Here is a 23,834-nt window from a genome sequence, read left to right as displayed (position 1 = left end):
AAGGTGGCGTGGTGGCCAGCTGGGACGATCTTGTGTCCTTCGTCCGCGTGCGCTACGAGATCATGCGGCAGGTCGAGGACGAGCTGTGGTTCAACCTGCCGACGTCGGGCGAGCGCACCCAGCTCGTCGTGGTGCGGCTGGTGAGCGGAGAGGACTCCCACCAGTGGGCCCAGATCACGTCGCCGATCGGGCGGGCCGCCGACCTGGATCTCGCCCGGCTGCTCGTGCTCGCGGGTGAGTCGATCGCCGGCGGTGCCGTCGCCACCGACGGAGTGGTGCTCTTCCGCCACTCGATCCCGCTGGCGGACACCGCGCTCGACGGCTTCGACCGCTCGTTCCGCGTGGTGGTGGAGGTGGCCGACCGGCTCGAGCACGAGCTGACCGGCTCCGACGAGCACTGAGCCGGCGCACCGGAGCCTGAACGAACGGGCCCTCCGTCCAGAACTGGCGGACGAGGGCGCCGCTCGTCCCGGCCCTAGCCCGCTCGCCTGCTCGGAGTCACCCTGTCCAGCACGCCCGGCCGATCGGTCACGCCGACCAGCTCCGTGAGGGTCGGGTGGCCCGCCGCCAACAGCGCCGCGTCCTTACCGGGTTCCAGCGGCGTCGACATCCTCGCCGACTCGGAGTGCAGCACCTCGCCGTGCTCCCCGCTGCGGTGGTCGACGCGAACCTGGACCGTGCCGAACGTCGAGAGCCCGGCTTCACGCAGCTCCCCGACCTCGGCGATGGGCAGGTTGGGCACGTTCAGCGACAGGGCGGCGGGGTCCGGGGCCGCGAGCAGCACGTCGAGCACCTCGGGCAGGAGATGCAGCACGGTGTGCCAGTGGGGGTTCTCCGGCGCCGGGTCGGCGAGGTCCAGTGACACGGCCAGCCCGCGCCACCCGTGCATCAACCCGGCCAGCACCGCGTTCACCGTGCCGGAGTGCAGCACCGCGTGACCGAGGTTGGCCCCGAGGTTGATGCCGGACAGCACGACATCCGGCTCGGGGTCCAGCCAGCCGCGCCCTGCCGAGTGCACGATGAACGCCGGGTGCCCCTCCACCGCGTAGGCCGGCACACCGGGCAGGCCGGCGAGCTCCCGGCGGTGCACGCGGGTGCGGTTGCCGTCACGGATCGAGAGCACCGACCCACCGACACCGCTGGCGTCGACGTGTGGCGCGGCGACGACCACCTCGAACCCAGCGGCACGCGCTCCGTCGGCGAGCGCGTGCAGCCCGGGGGAGTCGATGCCGTCGTCGTTGGTGATCAGGGCACGGAGACGTCGCGAATGGGCCACCAGTTCACCGTAAGGGAGGAAGGTGACCTGGGGGCGACGCGCCCGTGACCCGCAACGGTCCCCGCCGCCACGGACGTAGGCTCCGCCAGTGGCCACCCGCATCCCCATGCCCCCCACGGGCGAGCAGTTCGAGATCCGCTCCGGTGCCGTCCGCGCGGTCGTCACCGAGGTCGGTGCGGGCCTTCGGGCCTTCGAGTCGGACGGTCGCCCGTACATCGAGACGTTCGACGAGTCGGCACGCCCACCACGCGGGTCCGGCAACGTCCTCGTCCCGTGGCCCAACCGCACCGCGCACGGGCGCTGGACGTGGAACGGGCAGCCGCAGCAGCTCTCGTTGAGCGAGCCCGCGGCAGGCAACGCGATCCACGGGCTGCTCCGCCACGCCTTCTACCGCACGGGCGAGCTCACGCCGGACACCGTCACGCTGCACGCCGTGGTCGCTCCGCAGCCGGGCTGGCCGGTGCCGCTCGAGACCAGCGTGCGGTTCGCCGTGCGGGCGGACGGGCTCACCGTCACCCACCGCGTGCGCAACGTGGGGGCCGATCCGGTCCCGTTCGGTGTCGGGGCGCACCCGTACCTTCGGGCAGGGGACGAGGCCACCGACGACTGCGTGCTCACGCTGGCGGCCGCGTCGACACTCCCGCTGGAAGGCGGCCTGCCCACGGGCCCGGCCGAGCCCGCCGATGGCGATCTCGACTTCCGGGCGGGTCGGCCACTTCGCGGCCGTGAGCTCGACCACGCCTTCGGCGACTGCACTCCTGCCGGCGGGGACACGGTGGTCCGCCACCGGCTGACCGGACGCACCGCGGGCGTCGAGCTGTGGGCCGATCCCGACTTCGCCTGGGTGCAGGTCTTCACCCCCGACGACCACCCCGGGCGGGGCCGCGCGGTCGCCGTCGAGCCGATGACCTGCCCTCCGGACGCGCTGAACTCCGGAACCGGGTTGCTCGTCGTCGAGCCGGGCGAGACGTGGAGCGGGAGCTGGGGCATCCGACCGCTGGAGATCTCCGGCTGATCGGGCAAGCTCGCCGCGTGGCGGGCATCGGGCCGTCCGAGGCACTCGCCGAAAACCGGCCCACCGCTGCCCCGCTACGGCATGAGTACCGGCTGGTCAACGACCCATAGCCACGACCCGTCCGACTGGCGGCGGGCGATCTCGACGGTCAACTCACCGGTGGTCAGCGTGGACACCGTGAGTGCCAGGTCGCCGCTCACCAGCGCTGGATGCTGCCTACCCGGCGAGAGCACCGGCGCGGCCGCCACGAACTGCTCGTACACCTTGCGGATCTCCGCATGTCCGGTCGCGAGGTTGCCCGGCGGAAACGCCAGCACAGCGTTCGGCTCGTACAACGCCACCAGCCCGTCGACGTCGCCCGCGTTGCCGCGCTCGATGAAGTATCTGCCCAGGTCGTTCGGCTCAGTGGCCACTGTCTTGCTTGTCATGCAGATGAGCCTCCCAACAAATTACGACATCCTGTGTCGTGTATTCCGATAACGTCCTTTCATGCGAGCCGATCGGTTGGTATCGCTGGTGCTGCTGCTGCGCCGGCACGGTCGGCTGTCCGCGGCCGCGCTGGCCGGCGAGCTGGAGGTATCCACGCGCACCGTGCTGCGCGACATCGAGGCGCTGTCCGCTGCCGGCGTCCCGGTCTACGCCGAGCGCGGCCGGCACGGCGGTTTCGCATTGCTGCCCGGTTTCCAGACGGAGCTCACCGGGCTGAACCACGACGAAGCACTCGCACTGCTGGTCGCCGGATCGCGGCGCGGCGCGCAGGCATTCGGCCTCGGCTCGGCGCTCGCCTCGGCCATGCGCAAGGTGGTCGACGCGCTACCCGAAAGCCATCGGGCCACCGCGGCCGGCGCGGCCCAACGCTTGCTCATCGACCCGGAGACCGACCTGCTCTCGCGCCGGCTGGTCGCCGAGGAGGTGCCCGACGCCATAGTGACCGAGATCCGGCGCGCGGTGTTCGCCGGACACAAGCTGCGCATCCACTACGCGGCCGTGCACCAGACCCCGAAGTGGCGCACGGTGGACCCGATCGGCCTGGTCACCGTACGCGACCACGGCTACTTGCTGGCCACGAAGTCCGGCGCAGACCGCACCTACCGGCTGTCCCGAGTCCTGGCCGCCGAGGAACTCACCGCACCCGCACAGCGACCGGACCGGGTCGATCTGGACCGGGCCTGGCAGGAACGCAGCACGCAGTTTCGGACCGGCGGCGACCAGGTCGCCGTGCTGGTACGGGTGGACGCGGCACGGCGGGAGGATCTGCTGCGCACCGCGCTGGCCGTCCGCGCCGAGGAACCCGACGCGGACGGCCGGCTGCGACTGGAGGTGACCTTCAGCGATCCGCGACACGCCGAATGGGCGCTGTGGCAGCTCGCCACGAGCGCGGAAGCCCTGGCTCCGCAGTGGTTGCGCACCGCCCTGCGCAACCGCGCCGCCGCGATCGCCGCCTGCTACGCAGTGTCATCCTGAAAGTTGATGCGAGCGCCGGCTCAGTTGAGGCGGGCACGCAGAGCGCGGGCCGCGGTGCGCAGCAGCTCGGCCCGCTCCGGCGGTGCCTCCGGAAGCTGTTCCTCCAGCACGCGGGCCCCGTCGATCCAGCGGGCCTGGTCGCCGAGTGCGCCGGCCAGCTCGAGCAGGTCGGGGAGCCCGGCGCCGGGCAGGGCGAGCCGCATCCGCACCACCCACTCCAGGTCGTCAGGACGCCGCCGGGCCCGGTAGATCAGGCGGAGGTTCTCGAGCATCCGCAGCAGGATCGACGGCGTCGCGGCGGTGGCCAGCAGGTGCGGCCCGAACGGCACCTCGGGGCCCGCGCCCGACGCCGTGCGGAACAGGGCCTCGGCCGCGGCGTCGTCGAGCTCGACACCGCCGTGGAACACGTCGAGGAGGACCTGCGAGTCGATCGCCCGCACGAGGAAGTGCCCGGGCATGCCCACGCCTTCGAGCTCGATCCCGGCCCGCCTGCCGACCTCGATCGTGACCACGGCCAGCGTGATCGGTATGCCCAGCCTGCGCTCGAGGACGTGGTGGAGCAGCGAGTTGCGCGGATCGTGGTAGTCGCTGACATTGCCGGCGAACCCCTCCTGGACGAACAACCGGTCCACCAGCGCGTCGAGCGAGGTGACGCCCTCGGCGAGGCGGTCCAGCTCGCGCAGCCAGCGTCCGGTGTCCAGGTCGGCGTCCGCACCTGCGGCAAGTGCGAGCGCGGCACGGTCCAACGGCGGGTCGGGCCGGCCGACCAGCTCGGCGAAGCGCGCAACCGTGTCCACCTCGACATGGTGAACCTCACGGCCCCGCGCGTCGACGTTCTGCCCGGTTCGCCGCGGCTTCGTGACCCGGCTCGTCAAACGCGCATCTGCACCCGGATGACCGTGTTGCCGGGCTCGCTCCACACCTCGAGCGTGTCGGCCAGCTCCGAGGCGAGCCACAGGCCACGGCCGCGGGCGCCGTCCGGTGGCGGGATCGTCATGCCGGGGAACGGCACGCTCATCCGGCCGTGATCGGCGACCTCGGCCACGACGTCGGGCCCGTCCCACATCCGCAGCCGGCCCCGCCCCGCCCCGTGCTCCACGCTGTTCGAGGCCAGCTCGTTCACCGCGAGCACGAGATCGGCGCCGCGGTCTGCGTCGAGCCCGGCCATCACGGCGATCCGGAGGACCAGGTGGCGCAGATCGATCAGGTCGTCCTGGCCGAAGGGGAGCTCCGCGACCGGTGGACCGAGGCCGGGTGGCGGTGGCGGCGGGTAGTCCACCACCGACTCCTCCGGTTGCCGGTAGCGCTTACTGGGCTCGGGGCCGTTGGCCGTGGCGACGAGCGGATGGGTGGCCTCCACCGTGGGCAGGTCGGCGACGTCGTGATCGACGGGGCACAACACCGTGATCGGCAGCCCGGCGGTGGCCACGTTCACCCCGATGTCCAACCGGGCCCAATGGAGAGGTCCGCGGTCGACCTCCATCTGCTGGCTCACGACCAGCGCACGACCGCCGGGGTTGGTGATCCGCCTGCTCGTCCTGGCCCACCGCACGGCCACGGTGAACGCCGGCATCCTGTGCACCTCGAACGGGTCCTGGAAATCCACCTCGGCGGAGTCGCTTCCGAGCGCGCGGCGCAGACCTGCGCAGGTGGGCTCGTCCAGCACCGCGACGACCGGATCCCCCGCCGACACGGCGGCCGCGATCCGTGGAGCCAACCGTTCGACGAGGTGAGCAGCGGAGGAGTACGGCATCGCCTCGTGCCACGCGCCATCGGGTCTCGGGGGCGTCGTCCTCTCCGTTGCGGTCCCCATCACGTCCCGTCCCTGCCGATGATGCTGACTTATAGGCGCGTACCCGCTCGGAGCAGGGCGAACCACCCAGCCGGGTGTGGCAGGGTGAATCGGCGGTCGAGATCGCCCTGTGCCACGGTGGATCAGCGGAGTACGAGATCAGGAGTGACGATGCGAGTCTTCAACGGTGTCGACGAGCTGCGCGCCTCGGTGGGCACCCAGCTCGGGGTGAGCGACTGGGTCACGATCGACCAGACCCAGATCAACACCTTCGCCGACGCGACCGGTGACCACCAGTGGATCCACGTCGACGAGGAGCGCGCGAAGGCGGGCCAGTTCGGCACCACGATCGCGCACGGGTTCCTCACGCTCTCGCTCCTGCCCGTGCTGGTCTCGCAGATCTATCGGATCGAGAACACGAAGATGGGCATCAACTACGGCCTGAACAAGGTGAGGTTCACCTCGCCGGTGCCCGTCGGGAGCAAGGTCCGGGGGAGCATCGAGCTGATCGATGTCGCCGACGTCGCCGGAGGGGTCCAGCTCACCAACAAGGTCACGGTGGAGATCGAGGGGTCCGAGCGGCCCGCGCTCGTGGCCGAGTGGTTGACCCGCCAGTACGTGTAGGACTCGATCGACAAGAGCAGTCAAGCGGTACGACAGGACGACGAGGGAGACGACCTGATGCGCGAAGCGGTCATCTGCGAGCCGCTGCGGACACCGGTGGGCGGCTTCGGCGGCTCGTTGCGGGACGTGCCCGCCCACGAGTTGGCGGCCACCGTGATCCGGGGCCTGCTGGATCGCACCGGACTCCCACCGGACGCCGTGGACGACGTCCTGCTCGGGCACTGCTACCCCACGATGGACGCCCCGGCGATCGGCCGGGTCGCCGCGCTGGACGCCGGCCTGCCCGTCACCGTCACAGGGCTGCAGATCGACCGGCGCTGCGGCTCCGGGCTGCAGGCCGTGCTGTACGCGGCGATGCAGGTGCAGGCAGGCGCGTCGGAGGTGGTGCTGGCGGGCGGCGCGGAGTCGATGTCCGGAGCGTCGTTCTACTCCACGTCCATGCGCTGGGGCGCGAAGGGCGGCCCCGGTGTGATGCTGCACGACTCGCTCGCCCGTGGCCGGGTCACGGCCGGAGGGATCAACTTCCCGGTGCCCGGAGGCATGCTCGAGACCGCGGAGAACCTGCGCCGCGAGTACTCCATCCCGCGTGAGGAGCAGGACGAGTTCGCCGTCCGCTCCCACCACCGCGCCGCGGCCGCGCGTGAGGCGGGGCGCTTCGCCGACGAGATCGTCCCGGTCACGGTGAAGGGCCGCAAGGGCGACACCGTGGTGGACACCGACGAGCACATCCGTCCGGACTCCTCGGTGGAGAAGCTGGCGACGCTGCGCCCGGTGCTCGGCCGCGACGACCCCGAGGCCACCGTCACCGCGGGCAACGCCAGCGGACAGAACGACGGCGCGTCCATCTGCGTGGTCACGCACCCGGCGAAGGCTGAGGAGCTCGGCCTGCGGCCGCTGGTGCGGCTGGTCTCGTGGGGTGTGGGCGGCGTGGCGCCCGCCACGATGGGGATCGGGCCCGTTCCGGCCGTCGCGAAGGCAATGGATGCAGCCGAGCTCACGCTCGCCGACATGGATCTGATCGAGCTGAACGAGGCGTTCGCCGCTCAGGTGTTGGCGTGCACCCGTGAGTGGAAGCTCGCTCCGGAGGACTTCGATCGGCTCAACGTCAACGGCTCGGGCATCTCGCTCGGCCACCCGGTGGGCGCCACCGGCGGCCGGATCCTCGCCACGCTCACGCGGGAGATGACCCGTCGCGAGGTCCGTTACGGCCTCGAGACGATGTGCATCGGCGGGGGCCAGGGCCTGGCCGCGGTGTTCGAGCGGGTCGCCTGAGGTCGCGTCTTCTCACAGCACGGCCCACGTCACACGTGTGCAGGTTGCCGAAGCCGGACGGCCGGTACATCCTTGCATGAGTCAAGCTGTTGCGTGACACATGCAAGCCGACAATCTCCTCAGGGGGCCCAGCCGTGCCGTTCGACGACGAGCTCGTCATCGCCGACGAGGTCGGCAGCCAGCTCATTCGGCTGGTCCGGCTGATAGAGCGCAAGCAGGTGCAGTATCAGGCCGAACACCCGGACGCGGTGGAGCGGGCCACATACCACCTGCTCGTCCATCTGGTGAACGACGGGCCGCGTCGCGCCGGGTCGCTCGCGGAGGCCGTGCACTCCGACCCGTCCACCATCAGCCGCCAGATCGGCCACCTGGTGCGTCTCGGCCTGGTCGAGCGCACCGCCGATCCGGTGGACGGGCGAGCGACGCTGCTGGCTGCCACAGACGAGGGCAGACGCGTGTTCGAGGAGAACCGGCGGCTGCGCAACGAGCGGATCGCCGAGATGCTCGCGGGATGGTCCCCGGACGACCGGCACGCACTCGCCGAGTTGCTGGCGCGGTTCACCAGCGACTTCGAGAACTCGATGCTCCGGTCGGCCGAGGCCGCTGCCGCCCCGATCGATGCAGCGGCCGTGCGCTCCTGAGAGGCCCGCATGACCGAGCCCCCAGCTGATCCGGCAGGCGCTCGGTCCGCCGCCCTGGACGGGGGCGCGCTCACCCATCGGCAGATCCTGACGATCTTCGCCGGGCTGATGCTCGGGATGTTCCTCGCTGCGCTCGACCAGACGATCGTGGCCACCGCGATCAGGACGATCGCCGACGACCTCGACGGGCTCAGCCTGCAGGCCTGGGCCACCACCGCGTACCTGATCACGGCCACGATCACCACGCCGCTCTACGGCAAGCTCTCGGATCTCCTCGGACGCAAGCCGCTGTTCCTCACCGCGATCTCGATCTTCGTCGTCGGCTCGGTGGCGTGCACCTTCGCCACATCGATGCTCCAGCTCGCGGCCTTCCGCGGGATACAGGGGCTCGGGGCCGGCGGGTTGTTCTCGCTGGCTCTGACGATCATCGGCGACATCGTGGCGCCCCGGGAACGGGCCCGGTACCAGGGCTGGTTCGTGGGCGTCTTCGGCACATCCAGCGTGCTCGGGCCGGTGGCCGGGGGGTTCCTCGCCGGGCACGCGGAGATCCTGGGCATCACCGGGTGGCGGTGGGTCTTCCTCATCAACGTCCCGCTCGGCATCGTCGCGCTGATCGTCGTGACGAAGGTGCTGAACGTCCCGCACACCCCGCGGGAACACCGCATCGACTGGCCGGGCGCGCTCGCGCTCACCGTCGGGCTCGTCCCGCTGCTGATCGTCGCCGAGCAGGGCCGGTCATGGGGATGGGCGTCGCTGCCCGCCCTTGCCTTGGTCGTGATCGGAGTGGCCGGGCTCGGCGCGTTCGTGGTGATCGAGCGATGGATGGGCGACGACGCGCTGCTGCCGCTGCGGTTCTTCCGCAACGGCGTGTTCCGGTCGGGCGTCGTGGCCTCGTTCATCGCCGGCACGGGCATGTTCGGTGTGCTCGCGGTGCTGCCGCTGTATCTGCAGATCGTCAAGGGATCGTCGCCGACCCAGGCCGGGCTGCAGACCGTGCCGCTCGTGCTCGGCATCATGTCGATGTCGGTGTTCTCCGGCCAGTTCATCTCGCGCACCGGCCGGTACAAGGTGTGGCCGGTCATCGGGATCTCGCTGATGATCGCCGGATCCGCAGTGCTCTCGCGAGTGGACGTCGCGACGCCCTACTGGCGCACGGCGGTGATCATGCTGGTGTTCGGCTGGGGGCTCGGTGCGGTCATGCAACCGCTCACCCTGGCCGTGCAGAACGCGATGCCGCCGCAGGACATGGGCGTCGCCACCGCCTCGGCCACCTTCTTCCGGCAGATGGGCGGCACGCTGGGCACGGCGGTGTTCCTCTCCGTCCTGTTCGCCCAGCTCGGTGACCGGGTGGCAGACAACCTCCGGGCCGCGTCCGCCACCCCGCAGTTCCGCGGAGCCGTCGCTGATCCCGGGGTTGCCGCCAACCCGGCGAACGCGCCGATCCTCGACGCGGTGCAGGGCCGTGCCGAGCTGTCGCTCGACGACTCGTCGTTCCTCTCGTCGGCCGACCCCGAGGTGAGCCGGCCGATCCTCGACGGATTCGCGGAGTCCATGAGCGTGGTGTTCATCGCGGCCTCGGCGGTGCTCGTGATCGGCCTCGTCGCCGTGGTCACGCTCAAGGAGGTGCCGTTGCGCGCTCAGTCGGGCATCGATGCCCGGCGCGGTGAGGAAGCGCCTCCCGTGGCCGCCTTGGGGCCTTCGGCTACGCCCGTCGTCCTCCCCGCGGAAGCCGCGGTTCCGGACGCCGGGCGCGCAGCGAGGGACCGGCACTGAACAACGGGCGGCGGTGCCCGAGACCGGGCAAGGGAGCGGCCGCCTCGATCGGGAAGTTGGTCAGTGCTCGTTCTCGTGCTCGGCGGCGTCCTTCGCCCGCTGCCATGAGGTCTTGATCTCCCGCTCGGCGTCGGCGCGGCCCACCCAGGTGGCGCCCTCGACGCTCTTGCCCGGCTCCAGCGTCTTGTAGATCTCGAAGAAGTGCTGGATCTCCGCCCGGTCGAACTCGGGCAGATGGTGGATGTCGCGCAGGTGCTCCTGGCGTGGGTCGTCGCTCGGGACGCAGAGGACCTTGTCGTCCCCGCCCTTCTCGTCCTTCATCCGGAACATGCCGATGGCGCGCGCACGGATCAGGCAACCAGGGAAGGTCGGCTCCTGTACCAGCACCAACGCGTCGAGCGGGTCGCCGTCCTCGCCGAGGCTGTCCTCGATGAACCCGTAGTCGGCGGGGTACTGAGTGGCGGTGAAGAGGGTCCGGTCCAGCCGGATCCGTCCGGTCCGGTGGTCCACCTCGTACTTGTTGCGACCCCCCTTGGGGATCTCGATCGTTACGTCGAAGTCCACAGCACTCTCCTGCTGTTCAGAAGCGGGCATTGACGGAGCCGATGCCGGTCGGGCGACCGGCTCCGGCGCCTGCCTCTAGTGTGGGGGACCGCGTCGGCCCACTCGTGACCGGCCGACCTGTGCTGTTGTGCCACTGCGAGGGGGAAGGAGCGGCATGGGCTTCGGGCGGCGGATCGGTGACAGACTGCGTGTGTCCGGTAGCGGTGCGCGACGCAGCTTGATAGTTCTCGTGGTGCTCGCCGTCCTCGCCGCGTCCGGCAGCGCCGTCGCGCTCACCGGCCCCATTCTCGTGCACCGGCTCGGCCTGTCGCAGACCGACGAGACCGTCCTGCCGTCTTCGCCGCTGCCGATGCTCCAGCCGCTCCAGGGCGACGCGCCCCGGCCCACCGCAGCCGGGGTGGCTGCTGTGCTGGACGGCGCTGCCGAAGCCCTGCCGGGGAAGTTCACCGGCATCGTCGTCGATCCGGCCACCGGGCAGACCATCTGGCAGCACACGCCAGAGGTCACGCTGACCCCGGGCTCCACGGGCAAGCTGCTCACCGCGGCCGCCGCACTGCTCACGTTCAACCCCACCGACAGGTTCGTCACGCGCGTGGTGCAGGGGCCGCAGCCCGGCACCGTGGTGCTCGTCGGGGGTGGAGACCCCACTCTCACCACCCTGCCGCCCGGCCAGGAGAGCGTGTACCCGGACGCCCCGCGGATGTCCGACCTCGCCGCCGCGGTCAAGAAGGCGGTGCCCGGCCCGATCACCCAGGTGCTGGTCGACACGAGTCGCTACCAGGGACCGACGATGGCCGAGGGCTGGGACCCCGCGGACGTGGCCGCCGGCTTCATCACCCCGATCGAGCCGCTCATGGTCGACGGTGGCCGGATCAATCCGAAGCTGACCGAGGGGCCCCGCGTCCCTGACCCTGCGATGGCTGCCGGCCGCGCGCTGGCACAGGACCTGGGCGTCGACTCCTCCGACGTTGCAGAAGGCACGGCCGCAGCGGGTGCGAAGTCCGTCGCCGCGGTGCGATCGGCTCCCGTCGCGGTGCTCGTCGAGCAGATGCTGCGCGACTCCGACAACGTGCTCGCCGAGATCTTCTCCAGGGAGATCGCGATCGCCCGCCACGGCGCCCCGACGTTCGCCGGCGGCGTGCAGCAGACGGCCGCCGCGCTCGCCCAGGCGGGCTTCGACCCGACCGGCGCCGTCATGCACGACGGGAGCGGGCTGTCCACCGAGGACCTCGTGCCCGCCCGCCTGCTCGGGCAGCTGCTCAGCGCCGCCGCCGCGCCGGCCATCGGTCCGGACGACACCGAGTTCCTGCGCCCCATCATCACGGGCCTGCCGGTCGCAGGCGCCGACGGCACCCTCGCGGGCCGGTTCGGCCGCACCGGGGTCTCCGGGCCGGGCCGCGGGGTGGTGCGGGCGAAGACGGGCACCCTCACCGCCGTCGCCAGCCTCGCGGGGGTCGTCTCCGACACCGACGGGAGGCTGCTGGTCTTCGTGTTGATGTCCAACGGTGTGAGCCCCGCCACCATGCGACCGAAACTCGACGCCATGGCTGCGCAGCTGAGCCGCTGCGGCTGCCGTTGAGCGCAGCCGCAGGCTCTTCGAAGGGTCTGCACTCGGTGTCGCCGAGCAGGGCGTACCGGGCGTCCGTTGCGTAGCGTGGGTGATGTGCCGCACGTGACCGATGCCCTCCAGCCAGACCAATCGCAGCCCGGTCCAGCCGGCTCCACGGAGCGCGGCCTCCCCGTGGACTGGGAGCTGGCCCGGCGCACCGCCACGCGGCTCATGCAGCCCGGCCCGGACGCCACCCCGCAGGAGGCCAGGGAGCTCGTCACGCGGCTGCGGTCGGATGCGGCCGTCGCCGAGGGGCACGTCCGGGAGATCACCGGCCTGGGAAAGGGCCTGCCACTGCTGCCAGCCGACGTCGTGGACCGACCGGCGTGGGCCGCGGCAGCCGTGCACGGCATGTCGGCACTCACCGCCGACGCGCAACTGCCCGCCGTGTCCCGTGCCGCCCGCGCCCTGACGGCCCGCACCGCGGGCCTGCAGGTCGGCGGCGTCGTCGCGTACCTGGGAGGCCGGGTTCTCGGCCAGTACGACCCGTTCGGCGGCCCCGGGGGCGATGGGCGGCTGCTTCTGGTGGCGCCGAACGTGCACGCCGCGCAGCGGGCACTGGACGTGCCGGCCACCGACTTCGGCCTCTGGGTCTGCCTGCACGAGGCCACCCACCGGCTCCAGTTCACCGCCGTGCCGTGGTTGCGCTCGTACTTCGCCGCCGAGGTCGCCCGCTTCCTCACGATCACACAGAGCAACGACCGCATCGTGCTGCTGGACCGGCTGCCGGAGGTGCTGCGCGCCGTGCGCTCCACGGGCGGTGACTCGCTGGCGATCGTGGAGCTCCTGCAGGGCCCTGAGCAGCGGGCCGTGCTCGACCGGCTGCTCGCTCTCACCACCTTGCTCGAGGGGCACGCCGACCACGTCATGGACGCCGCAGGCCCCGGTGTGGTGCCGAGCGTGGCCACCATCCGCTCCCGGTTCACCACCCGCAGACGCGGCACCGGGATCGTCGACCGGGTGCTGCGCGCCGTGCTCGGCGTGGAGGCGAAGGTGCGCCAGTACGCGGTCGGCTCCGCGTTCACCCGGCACGTGGTGCTCGCCGCCGGTATGGACGGCTTCAACCGGGTCTGGGAGAGCCCCGAGACCCTCCCGACCCGCGCCGAGCTCGCCGACCCGGGCGCCTGGCTGCGCCGCATCCACGGCTAGTCCCTCATCCGATAGGGCCGGACCGACGTGCCGTTGGTACGGCAGGTTCGTCCGCCTCCGGCAGACTCGCGCCCGGGATCCTTGGGGGTGCTGGCGGATGGAGAGGGCAGGAGGGGCTGGTGGCCGAGCGGGCACAGCGTCGCGTCGACCCGGCGGTGGCCGAGGTCCGGCGTGCCGTCCGGGCCGCGCTCGCTTCGCTGCCCGCCGCGTACCGCGCCGCCCCGCTTCTGGTGGCGTGCTCCGGTGGCGCCGACTCGCTCGCACTCGCCGCTGCCACGCTGGCCGTCCGGGACAAGCGGGACGTGCACGCGGCCGTCGTCGATCACGGCTTGCAGGAAGGCTCGGCGGAGCTGGCGGCGGCGACCGCGGATCGGCTGATCGGCATGGGGGCCATCGCGTCGGTGCACCGCGTGCGTGTGGACGGCCCCGGCGGCATGGAGGCGGCGGCGCGCCGGGCCCGCTACCTCGCACTCCGCGCCGCCCGCCCGCACCCGGACGCGCCGGTGCTGCTCGGGCACACGCTCGACGACCAGGCCGAGACGGTGCTGCTCGGGCTGGGCCGGGGATCGGGGCCACGGTCGCTGGCCGGCATGCGGGAGTGGGACCCGCCGTGGTTGCGCCCGTTCCTCGGGGTGCGACGGTCCGTCACGGCGGCGGCCTGCGCGGCGTGGGGCCTCCCGGTGTGGGACGACCCGCACAACGTCGACCCGAGGTTCACGCGGGTGCGGCTGCGGCACGAGGTGCTGCCGCTGCTGGAGGAGGTGCTCTCCGGAGGTGTGGCCGCCGCGCTCGCGCGCACCGCGGCGCAGCTCCGCGAGGACGTCGACACGTTGGACGCGCTCGCGGCCACACTGCTCGCCGAGATCCGTGAGGGCGACGCGCTGCGCGTCGAACCGCTCACTGCGGCAGCGCCCGCCCTGCGCAGGCGGGTGCTGCGGTCGTGGCTGCTGGGCTCATCGGTGACCACCCTCACCGATACGCAGTTGCGCGCCGCCGACCTCCTCGCAGGTCAGGGTCCGGATCGTGGCGGTGTGGCCCTTCCTGGTGGGTTGGAGCTGGTGCGGGAGCGTGGCAGGCTCTTCCTGCGCCCGGTCCGCTGGCATTCCGGCTGATCTTCCCCCGATACCTGCAGGAGGACGTCCGCGTGTACGACGGCGACATCGCCACGACGCTGGTCACCGAACAGGCGATCCGCGACAAGATCGCGGAGCTGGCGGCCCAGATCGGGGCCGACTACGCAGCCGAGAAGGCGGAGTCGGACCTCTTGCTCGTCGGGGTCCTGAAGGGCGCCGTCATGTTCATGACCGACCTCGCCAGGGCGCTCCCGCTCCCGGTGCAGCTCGAGTTCATGGCCGTCACCTCCTATGGCTCGGCCACCTCGTCCTCCGGGGTGGTGCGCATCCTCAAGGACCTCGACCGGGACATCGCGGGGCGCAACGTGCTGATCGTCGAGGACATCATCGACTCGGGGCTGACGCTGTCCTGGCTGCTCAAGAACCTGGAGTCGCGCCAGCCCGCCTCGTTGCAGGTGTGCACGCTCCTGCGCAAGCCGGACGCGGTGAAGGTCGACGTCCCGGTGAAGTACGTGGGCTTCGACATCCCCAACGAGTTCGTCGTGGGCTACGGCCTCGACTACGCCGAGCGTTACCGCGATCTTCCCTTCATCGGCACGCTCGACCCCGCCGTGTACGCCTGAACCCGCCGCTCACCCCACCGGCGGCCCGGCAGGCGCGGCCAGCTCGCGGGCCGGCACGCGAGCTGGGCTGAACTGCTCGGTGCCGAGCACGAGCTGAACGTCGCCGAGACCACCGTTGGCGTTGGCGTATCCCAGCGCGCCTGCGAGGTCGCTGACTCCGTTGCTGACGGGCAGGGGAGCGAGGTTGAGGGTCGACAGGATGCCGACGGCGTCGCCCTGCTCGTCGACGAAGGCACTGCCGGAGTCACCGGGAACGCCCGGTGTGAGCGTGTAGACCTGGTGGCTTCGGCCACCCCCGGCCTCGGCGGCGGCGATCCCGGCCTTCGGGCTCAGCGCGGTGATTCCGGCCCGCAAGGGTGAGTTTCCGTAGCTGAAAACCCGCTCACCGGTGTTGAGTCCGTCGGTGTCCATCCCGGTGGGCCCGCCGAAGAAGGGAATGCTCGGGTTGACGTCCGTCACGTCCTCGGGCGCTATCTCGACCAGTGCGAAGTCGTTGTAGGCGCAGATGTCGGGGTCGGTCTCCCCGTTCTCCTGCATCGTGACCCAGGAGCTGTACGCGAGTGTGCCGCTGCGGTCGGAGCCGTCCGCCGCCTCGATCGTGACGGGCGTGCCGAGCGGGAGGCTGCCGGAGTCGCACCCGTTCGTCTCCGTGGCCTCGCCGGTGCCGGCGCAGTGCGCGGCCTGGCCGAGGAACGTCCTGTCGCCGGTTGTGAAGACGAAGTTGCTGGTACAGGCCCCGCCGCCGATGGTGTCGGTGACGACGCCGGGGTGGATCAGCGCGGTGTCCGCGGGGGCCCATCCGGCCGGTTCCGGTGCCGCGGATGCCGCTGGTGCGACGAACGCGCTGAGCGCCACCGCGCCCACTGCGACAGCCACCGCGACACCACGAAACCGCACCGTCATGAGCACTCCCCCGTCGCCTGCCCGCGCGGTCAATGTTGATCACCAACCGCGGGCAACTTAACGAGGGTGCTCTGCGTGAGATACCCCGGGTTGCCGGGAATGGCGGGGTGGGAACACGGATTCGCTTCCGGCCGTTGTACCAGCACGTACCCAAGTGGGGCGTACCGATCGACGTCGACGACGCGGCTTGAGCTCAGGACCGCTATCCTGGCGGACTCAGGGCCGGTCAGTGTGCTGCGCCGGGTCTCCGTCGGAGAATCTCGCCAGGGAGGGTGAAGGCCGCCACGGCCGAAGCTGCATGGACCGCAAGCGCCTGCTCCGCAACCCGCTGATCTGGATCCTCGCCGCGATCCTGGTCTATTTCACGTTCAGCGTGCTCTTCGACGACACGCGCGGCTACACCCAGGTGCCCACGTCCGTCGCGCTCAGCCAGATAAGCAGCGGCAACGTCAAGGACGCGCTGATCGAGGACAACGAGCAGCAGCTCCGCCTCACCCTGAACCAGCCGGTCAACGGCGGCACGCAGGTCATCACCCAGTACCCGGCGCAGACCAGCGGTTCCATCGTCCAGGCGCTGGAGGCGGCTTCCAACAAGCCGTCGTTCAACACGGTCGTGCGCCAGGAGTCGTTCCTGACCACGATCCTGATCTACCTCATCCCGCTCGGCCTGGTGCTGCTCATCCTCTTCTGGATGATGAACAACGCCCAGGGCGGCGGCAACCGGGTGATGTCGTTCGGCAAGTCGAAGGCCAAGCAGCTCAACAAGGACATGCCGAAGACCACCTTCGGTGACGTCGCGGGCGCCGACGAGGCCGTCGAGGAGCTCCACGAGATCAAGGACTTCCTGCAGAACCCGGCCCGGTACCAGGCTCTCGGCGCGAAGATCCCCAAGGGCGTGTTGCTGTACGGCCCGCCCGGCACCGGTAAGACGCTGCTCGCGCGTGCGGTCGCGGGCGAGGCGGGCGTGCCGTTCTACACGATCTCCGGGTCCGACTTCGTCGAGATGTTCGTCGGTGTCGGTGCCTCCCGTGTGCGCGACCTGTTCGAGCAGGCCAAGCAGAACTCTCCCTGCATCATCTTCGTCGACGAGATCGACGCGGTCGGCCGCCAGCGCGGCGCAGGCCTCGGTGGTGGTCACGACGAGCGTGAGCAGACGCTCAACCAGCTGCTCGTCGAGATGGACGGGTTCGACGCCCGTGGCGGCATCATCCTGATCGCGGCCACCAACCGCCCCGACATCCTCGACCCCGCGCTGCTGCGCCCGGGTCGTTTCGACCGTCAGATCCCGGTGGGTGCCCCCGACCTCGCGGGCCGGCGCGCGATCCTGGCCGTGCATTCCAAGGGCAAGCCGTTCGCCAACGACGTCGACTTCGAGGGCCTGGCCAAGCGCACGGTCGGCATGTCCGGCGCCGACCTCGCCAATGTCATCAACGAGGCCGCCCTGCTCACCGCGCGGGAGAACGGCACGCTGATCACCGGCGCCGCGCTGGAGGAGTCCGTCGATCGCGTCGTCGGCGGTCCGCGGCGCAAGAGCAAGATCATCTCCGAGCAGGAGAAGAAGATCACCGCCTACCACGAGGGCGGCCACGCACTCGCGGCCTGGGCGATGCCCGACCTCGAGCCGGTCTACAAGCTCACGATCCTGCCGCGCGGGCGCACCGGCGGCCACGCCCTCGTCGTCCCCGAGGACGACAAGGGCCTGATGACCAGGTCGGAGATGATCGGCCGGCTGGTGTTCGCGATGGGTGGCCGCTCGGCGGAGGAGCTCGTGTTCCACGAGCCCACCACCGGCGCCTCCTCCGACATCGACCAGGCCACCAAGATCGCCAAGGCGATGGTCACCGAGTACGGCATGAGCGCACGCCTGGGCGCCGTCCGCTACGGCCGCGATCAGGGCGACCCGTTCCTCGGCCGCTCGATGGGCAACCAGGCCGACTACTCGCTCGAGGTCGCCCACGAGATCGACGAGGAGGTGCGCGCGCTCATCGAGGCCGCGCACACCGAGGCGTGGGAGATCCTCAACACCTACCGGGACGTCCTTGACGACCTGGTCTTGGAGCTCCTGGAGAAGGAGACGCTCAACCGCAGGGACCTGGAGCGGATCTTCGACAGGGTCGAGAAGCGCCCGCGGATCACCGCGTTCAACGACTTCGGTGGACGCACCCCGTCCGACAAGCCGCCGATCCAGACGCCGGCCGAGCGTGCGAGGGAGCGCGGTGAGCCCTGGCCACCGCACACCGAGCCGGTGCGCCAGCCGGCCCCGGTCGGGTCCTACCCGGGTGGTGGCGGCCACCCGGTGCCCACTCCGGGGCCCAACGGAGGCCCGGTGCCCGCGCCCGCGCCCGGTCCGCCCGGTTATCCCGGGCAGCCGCCGCTCCCGGCAGCCGCCCCCGGTGGTTACGGGCCGCCCTCGGCTCCGCAGCAGGGATGGGGCTCCGGTCAGCAGCCCAACCCCAGTGCGCCCGGTTCGGGCCAGCCCAACTCCGTGCAGCCCAACTACGGCGCTCCGGCCGACTGGCGTCCGGCCACCACCCCGCACGGCCAGCCGTGGCCCCCGGCGGGGCAGTGGCAGCAGCCGCAGTGGCCGCAGCAGACCGCTCCGCCCGCCGCCGCAGGCAACGGCCACGGCGACGCGCCTGCTCCACCCCCCGAGCCGCCGCGCGAGAACGGCAAGGGTCCGGACGAGGACGGGTCACGCTGAGCTGGGAGGCGTTGGGCGACACCGGGGCATCCGCAGCTGAGACCTTCGACAGAGCAGCAGCGAACGGAAGACCGACGATGGACCGGCCCCGTGCCGAGGCAGCCGTACGCGAGCTGCTGATCGCGATCGGCGAGGACCCCGATCGCGACGGGCTTCGCGACACGCCGGCCCGAGTCGCCAGGGCCTATGAAGAGATGTTCGCCGGCCTCTATGCCGATCCGGACGCCGTGCTGGAGAAGACCTTCGACGAGCATCACCAGGAGCTGATCCTCGTCAAGGACATCCCGATGTTCAGCACCTGTGAGCATCATCTGGTTCCCTTCCACGGGATGGCACACGTCGGTTACATCCCGAACGTCGACGGACGGGTCACCGGCCTGTCCAAGATCGCCCGTCTGGTCGACCTCTACGCGCGGCGCCCCCAGGTGCAGGAACGGCTCACCGGGCAGGTCGCCGACGCACTGGTGCGCAAGCTGTCGCCGCGCGGCGTGATCGTCGTGATCGAGGCGGAGCATCTCTGCATGGGCATGCGCGGGGTCCGGAAGCCGGGCTCGCGCACCACCACCTCGGCGGTGCGGGGGATGTTCCAGTCCTCGTCCACATCACGCGCCGAGGCGCTGGCGCTGATCAGGAGCGGGTGAGGCGGGTGGTTGCCCGCACGGACCCGCCCGGACTGCCCCGGCCCGGGCGGTGCGTGGTGATGGGTGTCCTCAACGTCACGCCCGACTCGTTCTCCGACGGGGGCCGCTACCTCGATCGCGACCACGCTGTGGCCCACGGCGTCGAGATGCACGAGGCGGGCGCCGATCTCGTCGACGTGGGTGGTGAGTCCACGCGCCCCGGCGCGCAGCGCATCGAGGCCGACGTCGAGAAGGCCCGTGTCCTGCCGGTGATCCGGGATCTGGTGGCCGAGGGTGTGCGGGTCAGCATCGACACCACGCGGGCCGCGGTCGCCGAGGCGGCCGTCGAGGCCGGCGCGCAGGTGGTCAACGACGTCTCCGGTGGGCTCGCCGACCCCGCGATGGCAGCCACGGTCGCCCAGGCCCGGGTCCCCTTGATCCTGATGCACTGGCGGGGCCCGAGCGACCGGATGAACTCCCTCGCCACCTACGAGGACGTGGTCGCCGAGGTACGTGACGAGCTGGTGGCCAGGGTGGATGCAGCGGTGCTCGCCGGTGTCGAGCCGTCGTGCCTGGTGCTCGACCCCGGCCTCGGCTTCGCGAAGACCGCCGCGCACAACTGGGCGCTGCTGCGCAGGCTCGACGTGCTCACCGACCTCGGATTCCCGGTGCTGGTGGGCGCATCCCGCAAACGCTTCCTCGGCCAGTTGCTCGCTGGCGCCGACGGCACGCTGCGGCCGGCCCGGGAACGGGACGTGGCCACGGCGGCGGTCAGCGCGCTGGCGGCCTCGAACGGCGCGTGGGGGGTCCGTGTTCACGACGTGCACGACACGCTCGACGCGGTCGCGGTGGCCGCGGCATGGCAGCTGGGACGATCTACGGCGCGAGCAGTCCCACAGGACGGCCGATGATCGCGAGCGAGTCATTGACGCAGCGCCCGCGCACGGTGACGTCTCCCGATGGGCCGGGCGAAAGCAGCGAGGGCGTGCGATGAGCGAGCAGCGTGCGACGAGCGACCGGATCGAGCTACGCGGCCTGCGGGTCCGCGCGAACCACGGGGTGTTCGACCACGAGCGGCGTGACGGGCAGGACTTCGTCGTGGACGTCACGGTCTGGATGGACCTGGCTGCCGCCGCGGCGTCCGACGACCTCGCCGACACCCTCGACTACGGGGCGCTCGCCCAGCGGGTGGCCGGGATCGTCGGCGGGGAGCCGCGCAACCTCATCGAGGCCGTGGCCGGGCGCGTCGCCGATGACGTCATGTCCGATGAGCGCGTGCAGGACGTCGAGGTCGTGCTGCACAAGCCGCAGGCTCCGATCCCGCTGGAGTTCGCCGACGTCGCCGTGGTGGCCCGGCGTTCCCGCCGCAGTGATCCGAAGTCCAGGATCATCCCAGCGTGAGCCGCGCCGTGCTGTCACTCGGGTCCAACCTCGGCGACCGGTTCGCCCACCTGCGGGCGGCCGTCGAAGGATTCGCGGACGTGCTCGTCGCGGCATCACCGGTGTACGAGACGGCGCCATGGGGCGGTGTGGAGCAGGACGACTTCCTCAACGCCGTGATCGTCGTGGACGACTCCGGTGCCGACGCGTGGGACTGGCTGCGCCGGGGGCAGGGCCTGGAGACGGCATCGGGCCGGGTCCGGGAGGTGCGCTGGGGCCCCCGGACGCTGGACGTCGACATCGTCACGGTGGAGGGGCCGGACGGTCCCGTACACAGCGACCATCGTGATCTGCTGCTCCCGCACCCCGGCACGCCGGAGCGGGCCACCGTGCTCCGCCCGTGGCTCGACGTGGACGCGGACGCCGTGCTGCCCGGCCACGGCCCGGTGAAGGCGCTCCTGGCGGCCCTGGGGCCGGACGCAGAGGCCGGGATGCGGCGGCGTGACGACCTGGTGCTCGCGCCGTGACGCTCACCCGCCCCCGCCACCTGTTCGCCGTCGCGCTCGTGACGGCGCTGCTGGTGAACCTGCTCGTGCGGTTCACATACAACTCGCTGCCGCCGTTCCCGCTTCCTGCCGGGGCCACGCTCGGCGTCCTCGGGGTGGCGGAGGCTCTGGTCGGCAGCGGTCTGCGGGCGCGGATCCGGCACCGCCGCCCCGGCACCCCGCCGGTCCAGCCGCTCACGGCGGCGAGGGCGGTGCTCGTGGCGAAGGCGTCGTCGCTCGCCGGAGCGATCATGGCGGGCGTGTGGGCAGGCCTGCTCGCCCACGTGCTGCCGCGAGCCGCGGATGTCACCGCCGCGGCCGCCGACTCGATCGCCGCCGGGGTGGGGCTGGCCTGCGCGCTCGTGCTGGTCGGAGGCGCTCTGTGGCTCGAATGGTGCTGCCGTACCCCCGATGACGACTCCGGTGACGAGCCGGGTGAATAACGCGTGCACGGCTCGTAGCGGCCGCCCGTAGGCTCCCCCTCATGGCCCAGGCCACGCAGATCATTCCCCTGCCCACCTCGAAGCGACAGCGCCGTGGTGTGCTCGCGCCCGTACTCGGGTTGATAGCCCTCGCCGTCTGCGGGCTGGTCGTCATCGGCATGGTGGGCAGCAGCGTCGGCCCGGGCGGCGTCCTTGTCGGCGCATTGTGTGCGTTGCTGCCGGTCGGCCCCGTCGTCGCGACGTTCCTGTGGGTCGACCGCTGGGAGCCGGAACCGGCGCGGATGCTGCTGATCGCGTTCCTGTGGGGTGCGTGTTTCGCGGCCCTCACGGCACTGCTGATCAACTCGAGCGCGGTGCTGGTCGCCGACGAGGTGCTCGGCCGCGGGAACGGCGACCTCTTCGGCACGGTCGCGATCGCTCCCGTGGTGGAGGAGGCGGTCAAAGGCTCGTTCCTGGTTGGCCTGCTGATCTTCCGCAGACGTGAGTTCGACGGGATCGTCGACGGGATCGTCTACGCCGGGCTGATCGGCGCGGGCTTCGCCTTCACCGAGAACATCCTCTACATCGGACGGGCGTTCGCCGAGGGCGCCGTGGTCGGGCAGGGCAGTGGCGTGGTTGCCGTGCTCCTGCTGCGCGGCGTCCTCTCGCCGTTCGCCCACCCCTTGTTCACGGTCATGACCGGCATCGGGGCCGGGATCGCGGCGCGCAGCCGGAGCGTGCGCATGGCGCTCGTCACGGTGCCGCTCGGCTACCTGTTGGCGGTGATCCTGCACGCCCTCTGGAACGCGTCGGCGTCCCTTTTCGGCGGCACGGTCTTCTTCATGGTGTACGGGTTCATCATGGTGCCGCTCTTCCTGGCCGTGGCCGGCGTCGTGGTGTGGCAGCGCCGTCGCGAGCAGCGCATCGTGATCGAGCAGCTCCCGGGGTTCGCCCAGGCCGGGTGGATCGCACCGAGCGAGGTGCCGCTGCTCTCGAGCCTGGCCGGCAGGCGGGGGTGGCGGGCGGCCGTGCGGCGGGGTTCGGGCAGGCACGTGGAGAAGGCCGTCTCGCAGTACCAGTACGCGGTCACCGAGCTCGCGTTCCTCCGGGCGAAGATGGCGCGGGGATCGGTCGGTGACTCCGGGATGTACTGGCACGAGGAGGCGTTGGGCAAACTCCGGAAGGCCCGGGCTCGTGCGGTGGGCCATCCCGAGGGGCTGACGGTGGCCATGCGGCATCGGGGCCACCACAACTGGACGCCGCCGCCGCCCGGACCGCCGCCGACGGTGGCGATACCTCCCGATGCCCCGCCCCAGAGCTGGCCGCCCCGGCGCCGCTGATTCGCCGCAGGTCGGCCGGCACTCGCTCCGGTGAAGCCCGCCACGGCTCCTCTGCGGCGCTGCGCCGCCGCGTAACCTGTGGTCGCGCCGCCGACGTCGGCCGTGACTCTTCGTCCGGTGCCGGAGCGGTCCACCGGCCGAGCGAGGAGATGAGATGAGTTCAGGCAGGCCCGCCCGGCTCGCCGTCGGGGTCGTCTCGGCCGGCCGCGTAGGTGCCGTCGTGGGGGCGGCGTGGGCCGCAGCAGGGCATCGGGTCGCCGCAGCATCCGGAGTGTCACGCGATTCGGTCAAGCGAGCCGAGGCGTTGCTGCCCGGTGTGCCGCTGCAGCCTCCGGACGAGGTGGTGACGGGCGCAGATCTCGCACTCCTCGCCGTGCCGGACGACGTGCTGCCCGGCCTGGTCCGTGGCCTGGCTGCGGCGGGCAGCTTCCGTCCCGGCCAGATCGTCGTACACACCTCCGGCTCCCACGGGATCGCCGTGCTGGCCCCCGCCGCCGAGCACGGTGTTCTGCCGCTGGCTCTGCATCCCGTGATGACGTTCACCGGCCGCACGGAGGATGTCGCCCGGCTCGCGGGCTGCAGCGTCGGAGTCACGGCAGCGGCAGGCGACGAGGCGGCCTGGAGCGTGGGCGAGGCACTCGTCGTCGAGATGGGGTCGGAGCCGGTACGCATCGCCGAGGAGGTCCGCCCGCTCTACCACGCGGCGCTGGCGCACGGTGCCAACCACCTCGTCACCCTCGTCCGCGACTGCGTCGACACCCTGGAGAACGCAGGCATCAGCCCCGCTGATCGCCTCATCGCCCCGCTGCTGTCGGCCGCGCTGGACAACGCGCTGCGGCACGGGGACCGAGCGCTGACGGGCCCAGTGGCCCGCGGCGACGTCGAGACGGTGCGCACGCACCTGCGCGAGCTCGCCGCCGCCGACCCCGATCTGGCCGCCACCTACCGCGTCCTGGCCGCCCGTACGGCGCGTCGGGCAGCGGCGGCGGGTTTGTTGTCCGAGTACGCCGAGAAGGACGTGCTCGCTCTTCTGGAAGGCTCCTCGTGA

25 protein-coding genes are annotated in these 23,834 nt (G+C 71.5%); 19 read left to right on the top strand and 6 right to left on the bottom strand.

Annotation, left to right across the window (positions count from 1 at the left end; genetic code table 11):
• Positions 1 to 11: 11 nt before the first annotated feature.
• The gene (locus ACQPZQ_RS43560; RefSeq protein WP_433290304.1) at positions 12 to 401 is read left to right on the top strand and encodes a YbjN domain-containing protein; all 390 of its coding nucleotides are present in this window, start codon (positions 12 to 14) and stop codon (positions 399 to 401) included.
• A 74-nt stretch (positions 402 to 475) separates the two neighbouring features.
• On the opposite strand, the gene surE is transcribed toward ACQPZQ_RS43560, so the two are convergent.
• On the bottom strand, positions 476 to 1,276 hold the full coding sequence (gene surE / locus ACQPZQ_RS43555; protein ID WP_433290303.1) for a 5'/3'-nucleotidase SurE: 801 nt from the start codon (positions 1,274 to 1,276) through the stop codon (positions 476 to 478).
• Between the two features lie 106 nt (positions 1,277 to 1,382).
• Here surE and ACQPZQ_RS43550 point away from each other — a divergent pair, with 106 nt between their 5' ends.
• Entirely contained in the window at positions 1,383 to 2,291 is a 909-nt protein-coding gene (locus ACQPZQ_RS43550; RefSeq protein WP_433299675.1) for an aldose 1-epimerase family protein, read from the top strand.
• Positions 2,292 to 2,365: 74 nt separating this feature from the next.
• On the opposite strand, the gene ACQPZQ_RS43545 is transcribed toward ACQPZQ_RS43550, so the two are convergent.
• The gene (locus tag ACQPZQ_RS43545) at positions 2,366 to 2,704 is read right to left on the bottom strand and encodes a YybH family protein (RefSeq protein ID WP_433299673.1); all 339 of its coding nucleotides are present in this window, start codon (positions 2,702 to 2,704) and stop codon (positions 2,366 to 2,368) included.
• Between the two features lie 76 nt (positions 2,705 to 2,780).
• Between ACQPZQ_RS43545 and ACQPZQ_RS43540 the strand changes: the two genes are divergently transcribed.
• A complete protein-coding gene (locus ACQPZQ_RS43540; protein ID WP_433290302.1) occupies positions 2,781 to 3,755 on the top strand; it encodes a helix-turn-helix transcriptional regulator in 975 nt (324 codons plus the stop codon).
• A 20-nt stretch (positions 3,756 to 3,775) separates the two neighbouring features.
• Here ACQPZQ_RS43540 and ACQPZQ_RS43535 read toward each other — a convergent pair whose 3' ends face one another.
• A complete protein-coding gene (locus ACQPZQ_RS43535; RefSeq protein ID WP_433290301.1) occupies positions 3,776 to 4,552 on the bottom strand; it encodes a transglutaminase family protein in 777 nt (258 codons plus the stop codon).
• A gap of 74 nt (positions 4,553 to 4,626) precedes the next feature.
• The gene (locus ACQPZQ_RS43530; protein ID WP_433290300.1) at positions 4,627 to 5,568 is read right to left on the bottom strand and encodes an ATP-binding protein; all 942 of its coding nucleotides are present in this window, start codon (positions 5,566 to 5,568) and stop codon (positions 4,627 to 4,629) included.
• A gap of 150 nt (positions 5,569 to 5,718) precedes the next feature.
• On the opposite strand from ACQPZQ_RS43530, the gene ACQPZQ_RS43525 reads away from it, so the two are divergent.
• The 4 genes from ACQPZQ_RS43525 to ACQPZQ_RS43510 all read left to right on the top strand — a co-directional run bounded on the left by ACQPZQ_RS43525 (position 5,719) and on the right by ACQPZQ_RS43510 (position 9,857).
• Complete coding sequence (locus tag ACQPZQ_RS43525) at positions 5,719 to 6,171, top strand: MaoC family dehydratase (RefSeq protein ID WP_241036859.1); 453 nt, start codon at positions 5,719 to 5,721, stop codon at positions 6,169 to 6,171.
• Between the two features lie 57 nt (positions 6,172 to 6,228).
• A complete protein-coding gene (locus tag ACQPZQ_RS43520; protein ID WP_433290299.1) occupies positions 6,229 to 7,443 on the top strand; it encodes an acetyl-CoA C-acetyltransferase in 1,215 nt (404 codons plus the stop codon).
• A 134-nt stretch (positions 7,444 to 7,577) separates the two neighbouring features.
• Positions 7,578 to 8,084 (top strand): MarR family winged helix-turn-helix transcriptional regulator, encoded by a 507-nt coding sequence (locus ACQPZQ_RS43515; protein ID WP_433290298.1) that lies wholly within the window; start codon positions 7,578 to 7,580, stop codon positions 8,082 to 8,084.
• A gap of 9 nt (positions 8,085 to 8,093) precedes the next feature.
• Positions 8,094 to 9,857: an MDR family MFS transporter gene (locus ACQPZQ_RS43510; RefSeq protein ID WP_433290297.1), complete on the top strand. Its 1,764-nt coding sequence runs from the start codon at positions 8,094 to 8,096 to the stop codon at positions 9,855 to 9,857.
• A gap of 60 nt (positions 9,858 to 9,917) precedes the next feature.
• Here ACQPZQ_RS43510 and ACQPZQ_RS43505 read toward each other — a convergent pair whose 3' ends face one another.
• Positions 9,918 to 10,421, bottom strand: coding sequence for an inorganic diphosphatase (locus ACQPZQ_RS43505; protein ID WP_241036863.1), 504 nt, complete (start codon positions 10,419 to 10,421; stop codon positions 9,918 to 9,920).
• Positions 10,422 to 10,575: 154 nt separating this feature from the next.
• Between ACQPZQ_RS43505 and dacB the strand changes: the two genes are divergently transcribed.
• From dacB to hpt, 4 genes are all read left to right on the top strand, one after another.
• Positions 10,576 to 12,000, top strand: a complete 1,425-nt coding sequence (dacB, locus tag ACQPZQ_RS43500) for a D-alanyl-D-alanine carboxypeptidase/D-alanyl-D-alanine endopeptidase (protein ID WP_433290296.1) — start codon at positions 10,576 to 10,578, stop codon at positions 11,998 to 12,000.
• A gap of 162 nt (positions 12,001 to 12,162) precedes the next feature.
• A complete protein-coding gene (locus ACQPZQ_RS43495) occupies positions 12,163 to 13,179 on the top strand; it encodes a zinc-dependent metalloprotease (RefSeq protein ID WP_433290295.1) in 1,017 nt (338 codons plus the stop codon).
• Between the two features lie 119 nt (positions 13,180 to 13,298).
• Positions 13,299 to 14,291 (top strand): tRNA lysidine(34) synthetase TilS, encoded by a 993-nt coding sequence (tilS, locus tag ACQPZQ_RS43490; protein ID WP_433290294.1) that lies wholly within the window; start codon positions 13,299 to 13,301, stop codon positions 14,289 to 14,291.
• A gap of 32 nt (positions 14,292 to 14,323) precedes the next feature.
• Positions 14,324 to 14,875: a hypoxanthine phosphoribosyltransferase gene (gene hpt, locus ACQPZQ_RS43485; RefSeq protein ID WP_433290293.1), complete on the top strand. Its 552-nt coding sequence runs from the start codon at positions 14,324 to 14,326 to the stop codon at positions 14,873 to 14,875.
• A 9-nt stretch (positions 14,876 to 14,884) separates the two neighbouring features.
• Here hpt and ACQPZQ_RS43480 read toward each other — a convergent pair whose 3' ends face one another.
• Positions 14,885 to 15,778, bottom strand: coding sequence for a serine protease (locus ACQPZQ_RS43480; protein WP_433290292.1), 894 nt, complete (start codon positions 15,776 to 15,778; stop codon positions 14,885 to 14,887).
• A gap of 298 nt (positions 15,779 to 16,076) precedes the next feature.
• On the opposite strand from ACQPZQ_RS43480, the gene ftsH reads away from it, so the two are divergent.
• The 8 genes from ftsH (at position 16,077) to ACQPZQ_RS43440 (ending at position 23,834) form a co-directional block, all read left to right on the top strand.
• On the top strand, positions 16,077 to 18,479 hold the full coding sequence (gene ftsH / locus ACQPZQ_RS43475) for an ATP-dependent zinc metalloprotease FtsH (protein WP_433290291.1): 2,403 nt from the start codon (positions 16,077 to 16,079) through the stop codon (positions 18,477 to 18,479).
• Between the two features lie 77 nt (positions 18,480 to 18,556).
• Entirely contained in the window at positions 18,557 to 19,120 is a 564-nt protein-coding gene (gene folE, locus ACQPZQ_RS43470) for a GTP cyclohydrolase I FolE (RefSeq protein ID WP_433290290.1), read from the top strand.
• Positions 19,121 to 19,179: 59 nt separating this feature from the next.
• A complete protein-coding gene (folP, locus tag ACQPZQ_RS43465) occupies positions 19,180 to 20,010 on the top strand; it encodes a dihydropteroate synthase (RefSeq protein ID WP_433299671.1) in 831 nt (276 codons plus the stop codon).
• Positions 20,011 to 20,089: 79 nt separating this feature from the next.
• Positions 20,090 to 20,500 carry a dihydroneopterin aldolase gene (folB, locus tag ACQPZQ_RS43460; protein ID WP_433290289.1) on the top strand — a complete coding sequence of 137 codons (411 nt, stop codon included), beginning with the start codon at positions 20,090 to 20,092 and terminating at the stop codon, positions 20,498 to 20,500.
• Positions 20,497 to 21,006, top strand: coding sequence for a 2-amino-4-hydroxy-6-hydroxymethyldihydropteridine diphosphokinase (gene folK / locus ACQPZQ_RS43455; RefSeq protein WP_433290288.1), 510 nt, complete (start codon positions 20,497 to 20,499; stop codon positions 21,004 to 21,006). The genes folB and folK overlap by 4 nt, the downstream gene beginning before the upstream one ends.
• Positions 21,003 to 21,467: a DUF3180 domain-containing protein gene (locus tag ACQPZQ_RS43450; RefSeq protein WP_433290287.1), complete on the top strand. Its 465-nt coding sequence runs from the start codon at positions 21,003 to 21,005 to the stop codon at positions 21,465 to 21,467. Before folK ends, ACQPZQ_RS43450 begins: the two co-directional genes overlap by 4 nt.
• A 41-nt stretch (positions 21,468 to 21,508) precedes the next feature.
• On the top strand, positions 21,509 to 22,786 hold the full coding sequence (locus tag ACQPZQ_RS43445; protein ID WP_433290286.1) for a PrsW family intramembrane metalloprotease: 1,278 nt from the start codon (positions 21,509 to 21,511) through the stop codon (positions 22,784 to 22,786).
• 154 nt (positions 22,787 to 22,940) lie between these two features.
• On the top strand, positions 22,941 to 23,834 hold the full coding sequence (locus ACQPZQ_RS43440) for a Rossmann-like and DUF2520 domain-containing protein (RefSeq protein ID WP_433290285.1): 894 nt from the start codon (positions 22,941 to 22,943) through the stop codon (positions 23,832 to 23,834).

This window comes from Pseudonocardia sp. CA-142604 (genome assembly GCF_050948475.1).
In the GTDB taxonomy this organism is placed as follows: Bacteria; Actinomycetota; Actinomycetes; order Mycobacteriales; family Pseudonocardiaceae; genus Pseudonocardia; species Pseudonocardia alaniniphila.
The sequence above is the reverse complement of the archived record's forward strand: the minus strand, read 5'-3'. Positions and strand labels throughout refer to the sequence as shown.

Bases quoted from the DNA above. Each gene is read 5' to 3' on its own strand.
- ACQPZQ_RS43550 (WP_433299675.1), top strand. From the start codon at position 1,383: ATGCCCCCCACGGGCGAGCAGTTCGAGATCCGCTCCGGTGCCGTCCGC.
- ACQPZQ_RS43540 (WP_433290302.1), top strand. From the start codon at position 2,781: ATGCGAGCCGATCGGTTGGTATCGCTGGTGCTGCTGCTGCGCCGGCAC.
- ACQPZQ_RS43530 (WP_433290300.1), bottom strand. From the start codon at position 5,568: ATGGGGACCGCAACGGAGAGGACGACGCCCCCGAGACCCGATGGCGCG.
- ACQPZQ_RS43525 (WP_241036859.1), top strand. From the start codon at position 5,719: ATGCGAGTCTTCAACGGTGTCGACGAGCTGCGCGCCTCGGTGGGCACC.
- ACQPZQ_RS43520 (WP_433290299.1), top strand. From the start codon at position 6,229: ATGCGCGAAGCGGTCATCTGCGAGCCGCTGCGGACACCGGTGGGCGGC.
- ACQPZQ_RS43510 (WP_433290297.1), top strand. From the start codon at position 8,094: ATGACCGAGCCCCCAGCTGATCCGGCAGGCGCTCGGTCCGCCGCCCTG.
- dacB (WP_433290296.1), top strand. From the start codon at position 10,576: ATGGGCTTCGGGCGGCGGATCGGTGACAGACTGCGTGTGTCCGGTAGC.
- ACQPZQ_RS43480 (WP_433290292.1), bottom strand. From the start codon at position 15,778: ATGACGGTGCGGTTTCGTGGTGTCGCGGTGGCTGTCGCAGTGGGCGCG.
- ftsH (WP_433290291.1), top strand. From the start codon at position 16,077: ATGGACCGCAAGCGCCTGCTCCGCAACCCGCTGATCTGGATCCTCGCC.
- folE (WP_433290290.1), top strand. From the start codon at position 18,557: ATGGACCGGCCCCGTGCCGAGGCAGCCGTACGCGAGCTGCTGATCGCG.
- folP (WP_433299671.1), top strand. From the start codon at position 19,180: ATGGGTGTCCTCAACGTCACGCCCGACTCGTTCTCCGACGGGGGCCGC.
- folB (WP_433290289.1), top strand. From the start codon at position 20,090: ATGAGCGAGCAGCGTGCGACGAGCGACCGGATCGAGCTACGCGGCCTG.
- ACQPZQ_RS43445 (WP_433290286.1), top strand. From the start codon at position 21,509: ATGGCCCAGGCCACGCAGATCATTCCCCTGCCCACCTCGAAGCGACAG.
- ACQPZQ_RS43440 (WP_433290285.1), top strand. From the start codon at position 22,941: ATGAGTTCAGGCAGGCCCGCCCGGCTCGCCGTCGGGGTCGTCTCGGCC.